This is a genomic window from Methylomonas sp. MED-D (genome assembly GCF_050276835.1).
Taxonomy (GTDB): Bacteria; Pseudomonadota; Gammaproteobacteria; order Methylococcales; family Methylomonadaceae; genus Methylomonas; species Methylomonas koyamae_A.
This window is the reverse complement of the sequence record NZ_CP189965.1, coordinates 893,912-905,167: the sequence shown is the minus strand read 5'-3', so window position 1 is coordinate 905,167 and position 11,256 is coordinate 893,912. Positions and strand designations below refer to the sequence as shown.

General features: G+C 61.3%; 13 protein-coding genes. 1 reads left to right on the top strand and 12 read right to left on the bottom strand.

Annotated features, from left to right (window positions below; all coding sequences use genetic code 11):
• Positions 1-4: 4 nt before the first annotated feature.
• The 10 genes from ACQE3E_RS04020 to ACQE3E_RS03975 all read right to left on the bottom strand — a co-directional run bounded on the left by ACQE3E_RS04020 (position 5) and on the right by ACQE3E_RS03975 (position 8,454).
• Positions 5-1,468, bottom strand: a complete 1,464-nt coding sequence (locus tag ACQE3E_RS04020; RefSeq protein ID WP_427501247.1) for a cobyric acid synthase — start codon at positions 1,466-1,468, stop codon at positions 5-7.
• Complete coding sequence (gene bluB / locus ACQE3E_RS04015; protein WP_427501246.1) at positions 1,458-2,147, bottom strand: 5,6-dimethylbenzimidazole synthase; 690 nt, start codon at positions 2,145-2,147, stop codon at positions 1,458-1,460. The genes ACQE3E_RS04020 and bluB overlap by 11 nt, the downstream gene beginning before the upstream one ends.
• A complete protein-coding gene (locus ACQE3E_RS04010; protein WP_313728998.1) occupies positions 2,144-2,860 on the bottom strand; it encodes an adenosylcobinamide-GDP ribazoletransferase in 717 nt (238 codons plus the stop codon). The genes bluB and ACQE3E_RS04010 overlap by 4 nt, the downstream gene beginning before the upstream one ends.
• A 2-nt stretch (positions 2,861-2,862) precedes the next feature.
• The gene (locus ACQE3E_RS04005) at positions 2,863-3,315 is read right to left on the bottom strand and encodes a TM2 domain-containing protein (RefSeq protein WP_313728999.1); all 453 of its coding nucleotides are present in this window, start codon (positions 3,313-3,315) and stop codon (positions 2,863-2,865) included.
• Between the two features lie 142 nt (positions 3,316-3,457).
• A complete protein-coding gene (cobT, locus tag ACQE3E_RS04000) occupies positions 3,458-4,498 on the bottom strand; it encodes a nicotinate-nucleotide--dimethylbenzimidazole phosphoribosyltransferase (protein ID WP_427501245.1) in 1,041 nt (346 codons plus the stop codon).
• Positions 4,499-4,500: 2 nt separating this feature from the next.
• On the bottom strand, positions 4,501-5,025 hold the full coding sequence (gene cobU, locus ACQE3E_RS03995; RefSeq protein ID WP_427501244.1) for a bifunctional adenosylcobinamide kinase/adenosylcobinamide-phosphate guanylyltransferase: 525 nt from the start codon (positions 5,023-5,025) through the stop codon (positions 4,501-4,503).
• Positions 5,018-5,461 carry a universal stress protein gene (locus tag ACQE3E_RS03990; RefSeq protein ID WP_427501243.1) on the bottom strand — a complete coding sequence of 148 codons (444 nt, stop codon included), beginning with the start codon at positions 5,459-5,461 and terminating at the stop codon, positions 5,018-5,020. The genes cobU and ACQE3E_RS03990 overlap by 8 nt, the downstream gene beginning before the upstream one ends.
• Positions 5,462-5,470: 9 nt before the next feature.
• Entirely contained in the window at positions 5,471-5,980 is a 510-nt protein-coding gene (locus ACQE3E_RS03985) for a hypothetical protein (RefSeq protein WP_064025557.1), read from the bottom strand.
• 127 nt (positions 5,981-6,107) lie between these two features.
• On the bottom strand, positions 6,108-7,997 hold the full coding sequence (locus ACQE3E_RS03980) for an ATP-binding cassette domain-containing protein (protein ID WP_071159337.1): 1,890 nt from the start codon (positions 7,995-7,997) through the stop codon (positions 6,108-6,110).
• A gap of 160 nt (positions 7,998-8,157) precedes the next feature.
• Positions 8,158-8,454, bottom strand: a complete 297-nt coding sequence (locus tag ACQE3E_RS03975) for a hypothetical protein (RefSeq protein WP_427501242.1) — start codon at positions 8,452-8,454, stop codon at positions 8,158-8,160.
• A gap of 256 nt (positions 8,455-8,710) precedes the next feature.
• Between ACQE3E_RS03975 and ACQE3E_RS03970 the strand changes: the two genes are divergently transcribed.
• The gene (locus ACQE3E_RS03970) at positions 8,711-8,977 is read left to right on the top strand and encodes a hypothetical protein (RefSeq protein WP_064025542.1); all 267 of its coding nucleotides are present in this window, start codon (positions 8,711-8,713) and stop codon (positions 8,975-8,977) included.
• 106 nt (positions 8,978-9,083) lie between these two features.
• Here the strand turns inward: ACQE3E_RS03970 and ACQE3E_RS03965 are convergent, their stop codons facing one another.
• Positions 9,084-9,578, bottom strand: coding sequence for a hypothetical protein (locus tag ACQE3E_RS03965; RefSeq protein WP_427501241.1), 495 nt, complete (start codon positions 9,576-9,578; stop codon positions 9,084-9,086).
• Positions 9,579-9,779: 201 nt separating this feature from the next.
• Positions 9,780-10,697, bottom strand: coding sequence for a hypothetical protein (locus tag ACQE3E_RS03960; RefSeq protein WP_281022329.1), 918 nt, complete (start codon positions 10,695-10,697; stop codon positions 9,780-9,782).
• Positions 10,698-11,256 lie beyond the last annotated feature (559 nt).

Below are 11,256 nucleotides of genomic sequence, written 5' to 3'. Positions count from 1 at the left end.
GGACTCAACCAAACTCGCGCAATCCCTCGGTCAGTTTGGCGAAATCGAAATGCTCGGCCAGACAGTCGGCCAGGCTGTCGATACCCGCCTCGCGCAAGGCCGCCAAATCCACCGCGCCGGCGTCGGCGTAACCGGCCCAGGCGAGTAAGGCATCGGCCGCCGCCGGCAAATCGAACAAGCCGTGCAAATAAGTACCGGCCACCTGGCCGTCGGCCGACACGGCGCCGTCCGGACCGGCCGCCAATTCCAACAGCGGGTGCGCCAAGCCCGGTCCGCGACTGACGCCCATATGAATTTCATAGCCCGCCACGGCTGTTTCTGTGCCGGCCAGTCGGCCGCCGGTTTGGCGCAGGCATTTGTCCGGCGCCAGCTCGGTCTCGATGTCCAACAGGCCCAGACCGGCCACGCTACCCGGCTCGCCCTCAATGCCGCGCGGGTCGTGTATTGCCCGGCCCAGCATTTGAAAGCCGCCGCAAATACCCAGCAGTTTGCCGCCATAGCGCAAATGGCGTTGGATGAAGGTATCCCAGCCCATCGCCCGCAAACGCGCCAAGTCGCGGCGCACCGCCTTACTGCCCGGCAGCACCAGCAGATCGGCACCACCAATCTGCTCGGGCGATTTGGCGAAACGCACCCGCACGCCGGGATGCAGTTGTAACGGATCGAAGTCGGTATGGTTGCTGAAGCTGGGCAGATGCGGCACGACGATGTCGAACGGCCGTGCGCCGTCGCCGCAGCCATGCCGGCTGGACAAGGCGTCCTCGGCCTCCAGGAACAGATCGGACAAATACGGCAACACCGCCAGTACCGGCTTGCCGGTTTCGGCTTCCAGCCAGTCCAAGCCGGGTTGCAGCAGCCCGATGTCGCCGCGAAACCGGTTGATCACGAAGCCGATCACTCGCCGCCGCTCACTTTCGCTCAACAGCGCCAAGGTACCGACAATGTGGGCGAACACCCCGCCGCGATCGATGTCGGCGATCAAGATGACCGGGCAATTGACCGCTTCGGCGAAACCCATATTGGCGATATCGCCGGCCCGCAAATTGATTTCGGCCGGACTGCCGGCACCTTCGACGATCACCGCTTGATATTGCCCGGTCAGGCGCCGCCAGGAGGCCAACACCGCCTGCATCGCCACCGTCTTGTAATCGTGATATTGCGCGGCAGACTGGTTGGCTAGTACCCGGCCGTGAATAATGACCTGAGCGCCGGTATCGGAATGGGGCTTCAGCAGCACCGGATTCATGTCGCTATGCGGCGGCAAGCCACACGCGGCGGCCTGCACCGCCTGGGCGCGGCCGATTTCGCCGCCGTCCACCGTCACCGCGCTGTTCAAGGCCATATTTTGCGGCTTGAACGGCGCCACCGCCACGCCCTGGCGCCGGTAGTAACGGCACAGCGCCGTCACCAACGTGCTCTTGCCGGCATCGGAAGTGGTGCCTTGCACCATCAAGGCTTTAGGGATCATCTTGCCAAGCGTTTTCCCAGACCAACGCCGACAAGGCTTGCGGCGTCGCCCAGTTTTCCAGTTCCAACATCGGCTTGGGGTAAAACTCGGCGACGTGGCCCAAACACAAAATCGCGATCGGCTTGGCGCCGGCCGGCATATTCAGCAAGGCCGCCAACGCCGCCGGATCGAATAGCGACACCCAGCCCATGCCGAGACCTTCGGCGCGGGCCGCCAACCACAGGTTTTGTATCGCGCAGGCCGCCGACGCCACATCCATTTCCGGCAGGGTGCGCCGGCCGAAGATATGCCGCTCGCGCCGATCCGGCAAGGCCACCACCAACAATTCGCCGCATTCGAGTATGCCCTCCACCTTCAGGCGCATGAATTCGTCGCGGCGTTCGGCTAGCGCCTCGGCGGTGGCGATGCGTTCCTGTTCGACCAAGGCGTGAACGCGCTGCCGCAATGTGGAATCGGTGATGCGAATAAAGCGCCAGGGTTGCATCAGACCGACGCTACCGGCTTGATGCGCGGCTTGCAGCAAGCGGGCCAGTAAGGCCGGATCGACCGGATCGGACAGAAAATGGCGCATATCGCGACGCTCGGCGATCACCCGGTAAACGCCGGCAATTTCGGCCGCACTGAAAGCCGAAGCCGCGCCGGTTTCGCCGGATTCACTAATCGGCACGGGCCGATTCACAAGGCCACCGCCAGCAATACCGTCGTTTCGACCAATTCGACGGCGGCGCCGTACACGTCGCCGGTCACGCCGCCCAAACGGGCCAGCGCCGCGCGCCGCAGCCACCACAGCACCAGACCGGCCGCGAGCAGCGGCAGCCAGCCCGACAGGCCCAACGCCAACAACAGCGCCGCGCCGACGGTCCAGCGCATCGCCCGGAAATCGGCATGCGCCAGCCAGGTCGCCGCCAACCCGGCTGGGCTGACGTAGTCGGCGGTCAACATGAGCAGCAAAATCGCCGTGCGCCCCAGCAACGGCGCGGTCCATAGCGGTGACGGATCATGCCGTTCCAACAGCGCCGTCAGCGCCGCCCATTTCAGCAACAGGATTAACACCAGCAAACAGACCGCCACCGGCCCGGCGGCCGGATCTTTCATAATGCGCAAACTGCGTTCGCGGTCGCCGTGGCCGCCGACCCAGGCATCCGCGCAATCGGCCAAACCGTCCAAATGCAGCGCGCCGGTCGCCAGTACCCAAGCCGTCAACAAGATGCCCGCCAGCAAGTAGGCCGGCGTTCCGGTCAACCAGGCCGCCAACCCGCTCAACAAGCCGCCGAGCAGCAAACCGACCAACGGATAGCAAAGCAAGGATCGGCCGGCCGTCGGTCCGTCGAACCCAACCGCCGGGACCGGAAACCGGGTCAGAAATTGCCAGGCCAGCCAGAACGCTCGCACGGTTATTTCAGGTGCCTGCCCTTGGCGTCTTTGAAAATATGTCCGGTCAGGATCAGCACGCCCTCGATGAAGCCCCACATCACGCCGTAACCGCCGGTCGCCAAGGTCACCAGAATCTGTACGATGCCTATCGTGTAAAAGCCCAAATAGAGGCGGTGCAAACCGACCGCGCCCAGCGAGATACCCAACAAACCGGCCACTATCCGGCTTTTCACCGGTTGGGATTCCATCAGATAGGCACCGACCAGACTGACTTCGGTGACTTTGTCGTCCTCGAAATCGAAATCCACGTCGTCGCCGGACTTGGGCGGCGCGTCGGATTGCCATTGCTCGATATGAAACTCGTAAAATTGGTCTTTGGCTTTGATAACGCCGGTTTGGCAATCGGCGTCGTAACTCTCTATATGTCCTAGCATGTCGTTAACCCGGTTCTCGCCGCCTCGAATACGCCGCATCGGGCTCTCGGGCGGGTTTATTCTTATGAAGCAGGTCGGAGTCCGACCCGGTAGCCGAAAACGCCGGATCAGCCCTGGCGTTTTCGGCCGCTCATGATACGGGAAACGCCGCCCGGCCGCCACGGCTGGCGTTCCGCCGGCATCAAGCGGTACTGACGCCGGCCTGGGCGAAGGTCGCCATCTCGTTGTGCAAGCGGCAAGCCATTTGCAACACCGGTATCGCCATCAACGCCCCGCTGGCTTCGCCCAGCCGCAAATCCAACGCCAGCAAGGGCCTGGCGTGTAGCGCTTCCAACACCAGAACGTGACCTTTTTCGGCCGAACGGTGACCGAAGAACAACCAATCGGCGCAGCCCGGACATAGCGCGGCGGCCAGCAAAGCCGCCACCCCGCTAATGAAGCCGTCGACGACGACCGGCAAACCCTGCTGGGCCGCGGCCAGATAGGCACCGGTCAGCGCGGCGATTTCGAAACCGCCCAGGATTTGCAACATCGCTAGCGGCGAGTTCAAGGCCTCGCGGTGAAAGGCCAAGGCCTGCTCGATGACCGCCGCCTTCCTGTCGATCTGCCCAGGGCTCAGACCGGTACCGGCGCCGGTTAAATCGGCGGCCGGCAAACCCAGCCGGGCGGCGGCCAAGGCACTGGCACTGGCGGTATTGGCGATACCCATTTCGCCGCCGACGAACAATTCGGCGCCGGCGGCCAGCGCTCGCGCCACCGCGTCCCGGCCGGCGGACAACGCGACCGCAAGTTGCTCGGCACGCATTGCCGGCGCCGTCAAAAAGCTGGCCGTACCGGAACCCGCGCGGCAATTGACGACGCCCGGCACGTCCACCGGCGCCACCAGACCGACATCGACGACTTCGAAGTCCGCGCCGAGGGCGCGAGCCAACACGTTGACCGCGGCGCCGCCGGCCGCGAAATTCTTGACCATTTCCTGGGTGACCACTTGCGGAAAGGCCGACACGCCCGCATCGGCGATGCCGTGATCGGCGGCGAACACACTGACCCAGACCCGTTCGACGCTCGGCCGCTCCCGGCGCTGCAAAGCCGCCAAGCGCACGGCGCTTTCCTCCAGAACACCCAACGATCCGGGCGGTTTGGTCAATTGCGTTTGCCGAGCGGCGGCGATCTCGAACAGCCGCCGGTCCGGCTGGGCCGGCGCTTGAAATATCCAATCCATGCTCACGCCGATTTCAGAACCAGCGGCAAACCGGCCGCCACCAACGTCACCCGGTCGCAGATTTCGGCCAGCCGTTGATGCAAAAAACCGGCCTCGTCCACGAAACGGCGGGTGGCCGGATCGGCGGCGACCACGCCGTAACCGACTTCGTTGCTGACCATCACCACCCGTCGCCGCACCGAGCTCAAGGTCTCGCACAGCGCGTCGCGGTGGCGGTAGTAGTGATCCGCCCGCAAATTGCCGTTCCTATCGAACAAGGCATTGCTGAGCCACAGCGTCAGGCAATCGACCAGAATGCAGCGATCGGCGGCGGCGGCCCGTAGCGTACCGGCCAGATCCAGCGGCTCCTCGACGGTCACCCAGCCGGCGGGACGATCTAGACGATGGCGGGCGATGCGCTCGCGCATCTCGGCGTCGCCGGCTTCGGCGGTAGCCACGTAGACCACCGGCAAGCCCGATTCGGCGGCCCGCGTTTCGGCATAGCGACTCTTGCCTGAACGCGCCCCGCCCAGCACCAATTCAATCATCCGCCAGCCTGACCGCCAGTACGTCGCATTTGGCGTGGTGCAACACGCCGTTGGCGGTGGAGCCGAGCAGCAAAGCCAAACCGTGCCGGCCATGCGAGCCGACCACGATCAAGTCGGCCTGGTTTTCCTCGGCAATCCGGACGATTTCCATTTTCGGGCTACCCATTTCCAGGTATTGGCGTTCGACCGGCACCCGCAACTCCTCGCCGAGTTTAATCAAGCGCTGTTTGCAGGTATCCATCAGCTCTTGGGTCAATTCGACATCGAACGGGATGATCGCATCGGCGGCCGGATCGGAAATCGGCAAATTGTCGACGACGTGAACCAAGCTGAGCTTGGCATTGTTCTGCTCGGCAATCTGGCTGGCTTTATAGACGACTTGATCGTTGGCCTCGAAAAAATCGACCGCCAGTAATATATGTTGGTAAATGGCCATGGCTCTCTCTTATTCTGCGGTGGGAAGTTCGGGAAACAGCAAGGACATCGCTTGCGACGAAATCAGTATATACAAAAGCGCCAACGCCAACCCGAACGGCAACGGCTTGTCCAGCGCGTGGCGATAGATGTTGCCGTTGATCAGCCAGTGCCAGGCCATCAGCAACAACATCGCGATATAGGCGAGTTGGTTGGCCTGGGTTTCCAAACTGGCCATCGCCGGAATCGCGAAGAAGGTGATCATTGCATCGCAGCCCAGCAACGCCGTCAGGGTTTGTGGAAAGCGGTTCGGATTGCCGGAAAAATACAGCAACGGATAGGTAAACCCAACGATCAACGCGGTTTGCAGCAATAACTGCAGCAGGGCGCCGGCGAAGCTGCTACCGATCAGCAAAATCAACAGATTGATCAGCGCGTAAGGCAGGAAGGCCAGCCGGGTTAGCCAGCGCGACGCCGGCACGTCTTGCGGCCCCTTGCGTAGCATGCAGATCTCGAAAAACAACAGCACTAGTTGGTACATGATGGCTCCGCTGAAATGAGTAGGTGCCGGCTCGCGCCGGCTTGGCAAGCTAAACTGCCGGGACATCGGCGGTCTGTCAAATCGCCGCCCGGACGTGGGCGGCAGCGTCCGGATCGGCCAACCCCGATTATTCGGCCTGCGCCAGAGTTTCCTCGGCGGTCAGCCAGTCCAGTTCGGCCTGTTCCAGCGCGCTATCGACGTTCGCCTTTTGAGCCAACAACTGCTTGAGCCTTTCCTTGTTGTCGTCGCTGTAGATAGCCGGATCGGCCAGTTGTTCCTCCAGCTCGCGCTGCTGCTGGTGAAACTTCTCGACCGCCGCCTCGGCTTTCTTGACCGCGTCCAGCAACGGTTTCAAACGCTGGCGGCGTTCGGCATCCTGTTTGCGTTGATCCTTACGGGACACGCCGCTCGCCGCTTCCACCGCTCCGGCCGGTTCGTCGCCGGCCTTTTTTTGTTCGGCCAACCATTGCTTGTAATCGTCCAGATCGCCGTCGAAGGGCTGGACTTGCCCGCCGGCCACCAGCAACAAGGTATCGGTGACCGAGCGCAGCAAATGCCGATCGTGCGACACCACCAGCAACGCGCCTTGGTATTCCTGCAAGGCCACGCTCAAGGCATGCCGCATCTCCAAATCCAGATGGTTGGTCGGCTCGTCGAGCAACAGCAGGTTCGGATTTTGATAAACCAGCATCGCCAGCACCAGCCGGGCTTTTTCGCCGCCGGAGAACGGCTCGACCGGATCGTTGACCTTGTCGCCGCGAAAATCGAAACCGCCCAGAAAATTGCGCAAGTCCTTCTCGGTGGCTTGCTTGTCGAGCTGTTGCAAATGCCACAGCGGGCTTTCCTCCAGCCGCAGCAACTCCAGTTGATGCTGGGCGAAGTAGCCGATGTTCAAGTCCTGAGCGTTCCGCAACTTGCCGCTCAAGGCCGGCATTTGTCCGGATAGCACCTTGATCAGACTAGACTTGCCGGCGCCGTTGGGTCCCAGCAAGCCAATGCGATCGCCGGGCGTAATGGTCAGGCTGGCGTTTTTGACGATGACTTTGTCGCCGTAGCCTATGTCCGCGTGTTCCAGTTGCAGCAGCGGATTGGGCATTTTTTTCGGCGGCGGAAAGCTGAAACCGAACGGCGAATCGACGTGGGCCTGGGCGATCAATTCCATGCGTTCCAGGGCCTTGATCCGGCTCTGCGCCTGACGGGCTTTGGTCGCCTGGGCCTTGAAGCGATCGACGAAGCTTTGCATGTGCGCGATTTCACGCTGCTGCTTTTCGTAAGCCGATTGTTGCTGGGCCAGTTTTTCGGCGCGCATGCGTTCGAACGCCGAATAGTTGCCGGTGTAGATCTCAGCCTGGTTTTGCTCGATATGGACGATGTGGTCGGTGATGGTGTCGAGAAAATCGCGGTCGTGCGAAATCAACAGCAAGGTGCCGGGATATTTGACCAGCCAGTCCTGCAAATACATCACCGCGTCCAAGTCCAGGTGGTTGGTCGGCTCGTCGAGCAGCAACACGTCGGACCGGCACATCAAGGCTTGAGCCAGATTCAAGCGCATGCGCCAACCGCCGGAGAACGAACTGACCGGCCGGCTTTCCTGTTCGGTGCTGAATCCCAGACCGTTCAGCAAGCGCGACGCGCGGGCCTGGGCGGTGTAGCCGCCGACGTGGTCCAGCGCGACGTGCAATTCGGCCAACTTGATGCCGTCGTGATCGGCCTCGGCCGCCGCCAATTGTTGCTGCAAGGCGCGCAGTTCGCGGTCGCCGTCCAACACGTAATCGATCGCCGAACTGGGCAGAGCCGGGGTCTCCTGAGCGACGTGGGCAATCTCCAGATTCGGCGGCATCGAAAATTCGCCCTCGTCGGCGTGAAGTTCGTTGCGCAGCAGTGCGAACAAGCTGGATTTGCCGGCGCCGTTGGCGCCAGTCAGACCGATCTTTTGGCCCTTGTGTATCGTGAAGGACGCGCCGCTGAACAACAAGCGGTTGCCGCGGCGGATCGCGATGTTTTTGAAATTGAGCATGATGGTGGCGATAGCAGTCGGCCTGGCCCCATGCCAAACCTGGGCGGGGATTTTAGCGCGGGACGGCCGCCAGGGTGTGGGCGATTTTAGGATAGCCCGGATGCCGTGAAGAGGAGACGCTAGAGTGAAGCTCCCCGCCTGAAAACCGGCGGATTCGGGCTCAGCCGGCTAAACGGTAATCCCGCCAGCTCTGCTCGGCCCGAGACTTTGCGACCGCAGGCCGACGCAAACAGGGTATGCGTTTATGCCCGGCTAGGCGGATGCACTCGCAGCCACGCTGGCGATGGCAGCAGGCGCAACGGTTCAAGCGACGCAGATAGCGCCCGTAGGCGCGCTCCGTCGCCTGCTCGAAACGCCGCAACGCGCCGCCGGTTTGCGGGTAAGGTAGCCAAACTTGCGATACCGCCAATCGGGCATACAGACGGCGGGCTTGATCGATCAGTAGGTCGTTATCCATTTGTCCTCCCCTATCTCCAAAAGATGCGGAATCGGCGCACCGCTGGCGAGACCCGACCGAATCGACAACGACTCGGCCGGCCGCGTTGGCGAACTTTCCGAGTACATTTAACCCCAACGCCGCGCCGGACGGTTTGATCTCGATCAAGCCGAGCCCTACCGGCCGCGCTTTCGTTCCAAGCCAGCGAACCGGCTTAACGGTTAAACTTTCCCGCTAATTGGCGGTCGCACGGTCTCAACCAAACGGGAGATAGACCATGTCATTAAGCCAAGATTTCGATCATTTGCTGGAAAAACTCAATACGGAACGGGAGAGCTTACAACTTAAACTGCATCTGGCCTCTATGGATGCCAAGGACGAATTCGCCGAAGCCGAACAACTTTGGCAGCAGTTCAAGTCCAAGGCCTCCGAAATCGCCGACGAGTCGATAGAAACATCCGAAGACTACATTGCCAAGGCACAAGTGGTCGGAGAGGAATTGAAAGCGGCGTATCAGCGCATCAGCCAGCGTTTGACCGAATAGCACCCGAAGCCGGTGCTTGCCAAGCAAGCACCGAACCGGGGACGCGGGCGCATGGGACGACTCGCGGCCGTCCGCCCGGAGCGGGGACGGAAGAGAAGAAAAAGCGTTAAACCGGCTTGCGCCGTCCGGCGTACAGCAGCCCCATCACGGCGGAACACATCGTCCACGCCGCCGCCGGCAATGGCACCGAAACGCCGCCAACATCCGGAATAGGCGCGACGTCCGCCGCCGGCACTTTACGGCGAGGCCCGTCGGTTAGCGCCAACAAAAACACATTATCCAGCCAGATTTGCGCGGCGCTTTCGCCGCCAAGATCGGCATTCGTCAAACGTTCGCCCTGAAACCGATAGACTCCGGACGAAACGCCGCTCGGATGGGCAAGCTCCAAGCGCCGCGCGCCAACCGCGCTGGGAGTAGCCGGCCGTTGCAAGGCGGCACCGCTTTCGGCTAATAAACCCCACCGCTCGAAATCGTACTGGTCGAACAGCCTATCCGAAATCTGAAAATGATGAATTTGGTCGGTCGGTAGCCGGTTATTGGCCTGGGGGGTATCGGTGGCCAGTAGCCAGCCGATCAAAACAACGGTCCCGAATCTGACCATACTGTCTCCAAAAATTAAAATCACGTCCTTGTGCGACCCACATCCTGTCTTGTGCGTTACCAACCCAAGCCGCCGGCGACGCAGCCTGGCCCGGTAACGCACGTGAAACAGAATACGCAATCCGCATGAAGACCTTCTGGAGAGAGAATTAAAAAACGGTGAAAACCGGATTAAAGTTTGCCGACTAAATCCGCCGCCGAATCACGCCGAGCGGAGACGGCGGTATGCCAAAAATCCAACCACCCCAACCGCCGCCGCGCCGAGCAAGGGCAGGATCAGGCCGGAATCGGCCACCGCGCCGCCGGCGGTATCGTTCGGGTATTTGAATTTGACCAACACGCCAAGTTGCGGATCGGTAACGTTGATGGCGATCGCCTTGGCGCCGAGATTGGTCCATTGCAGCTCGCTACCGTCGAAAGGTTTGTTGTTGCGGGTATCCTTGTTGACGATGTGCGGAAACAGCGGCGTGACGCCGAGCTGACTGCCGGCCAATTGCCGGGCCAGTTCTTGCTCCAATTCCGACGTGGTCTTGCCGTCGGTCTTGATCGTCACCGGCCGTTGGCCGTCGATCGCGATTTCGATTTCGCCGTGCGAACCGCTTTGGTTCTTCTTGGAGGTAAAACCCTCCAAATACTCAACGTCGGCCGCGTACACCAGATCGACCGCCACCCGGACGCCGGCGGCGCCGAACGCCCGGTCACCCAAGGCATAACGCATTTTTTGGTTGGTGTAATCCCTGACGATGATATTGGTCAGCGCATAGCCGGCTCGATTGGCAATCGCCAATTCAGGCTGCCCCTCCGGCTGATTGACGGTCATCCCGCGCCAATTGGGATCGAGCTGTATCATGCCGTCCTTGATCGCGGTCAGCAGCTTTTTGGTCACCGCGGTCGGCGCCGCGCCTTCGAACTTGGCCGGATTCAAAAAGCTCAGTCCGGTGGCGCGATAAAGTTCGCCGTCGTCGATACGCCATTCCGCCGTATACGAAAACAGTGCATCGCCGGCCTTGGTCGGCATGTCGTTAAAAATATGCAAGCGGTCCTGCCCGGCAGGCGTCGCGGCAAGCGCGGCGGCGGGCAGCAGGAAAGCGGCGAGAGCAAGCTTGAAGGATGATGTCATAACGAGTGATGGTTTCCGGTAAAAACGGCCACGTTAACACACCGCCTTCCGCTCGGAAAATCTTGTCGTATCGATTCGACTTTGCCTATCGACGTCGTGGGCTGGATCGGACACGGCGACCGCCTATCCCGGCTCACGGCAATGCCGTTACTCTGAAAGTCGCCGGACGCCGCCACCCAATTCGGTGGCAGAGCGCCTTCAATCGCGGCTAAAGCCACCCCTACGCCACTACCTTTCATTTGCTGGGCGATGCAGCGGTTTCATGATCGTTAAGCCTAAAAAGGGCAGTTGGCGTGTATTGCGGGCCGTTCGTGCTGAGCAATGTCGAAGCATGGACGGCTCGCAATACACTCACCAAACGGGTGAATGAAAAGTCCCGCGCGCCCTTCGACAAGCTCAGGACGAACGGGATTTTTCATCGCCAAACTGCTCTTTTTAGGTTAAGTCGAGTCGTTCGTGGTGAGCCCTACGACTGCGCTCAGGAGAGCCCTGTCGAACCATGAACGGCTTAACCATTCACCCTTCGACAGGCTCAGGGCGAACGGTCAAACCTTAACCT

Coding starts and splice junctions, on each gene's coding strand:
- ACQE3E_RS04020 (WP_427501247.1), bottom strand. CDS start 1,468: ATGATCCCTAAAGCCTTGATGGTGCAAGGCACCACTTCCGATGCCGGC.
- ACQE3E_RS04005 (WP_313728999.1), bottom strand. CDS start 3,315: ATGCGGCGTATTCGAGGCGGCGAGAACCGGGTTAACGACATGCTAGGA.
- cobT (WP_427501245.1), bottom strand. CDS start 4,498: ATGGATTGGATATTTCAAGCGCCGGCCCAGCCGGACCGGCGGCTGTTC.
- cobU (WP_427501244.1), bottom strand. CDS start 5,025: ATGATTGAATTGGTGCTGGGCGGGGCGCGTTCAGGCAAGAGTCGCTAT.
- ACQE3E_RS03990 (WP_427501243.1), bottom strand. CDS start 5,461: ATGGCCATTTACCAACATATATTACTGGCGGTCGATTTTTTCGAGGCC.
- ACQE3E_RS03985 (WP_064025557.1), bottom strand. CDS start 5,980: ATGTACCAACTAGTGCTGTTGTTTTTCGAGATCTGCATGCTACGCAAG.
- ACQE3E_RS03980 (WP_071159337.1), bottom strand. CDS start 7,997: ATGCTCAATTTCAAAAACATCGCGATCCGCCGCGGCAACCGCTTGTTG.
- ACQE3E_RS03975 (WP_427501242.1), bottom strand. CDS start 8,454: ATGGATAACGACCTACTGATCGATCAAGCCCGCCGTCTGTATGCCCGA.
- ACQE3E_RS03970 (WP_064025542.1), top strand. CDS start 8,711: ATGTCATTAAGCCAAGATTTCGATCATTTGCTGGAAAAACTCAATACG.
- ACQE3E_RS03965 (WP_427501241.1), bottom strand. CDS start 9,578: ATGGTCAGATTCGGGACCGTTGTTTTGATCGGCTGGCTACTGGCCACC.
- ACQE3E_RS03960 (WP_281022329.1), bottom strand. CDS start 10,697: ATGACATCATCCTTCAAGCTTGCTCTCGCCGCTTTCCTGCTGCCCGCC.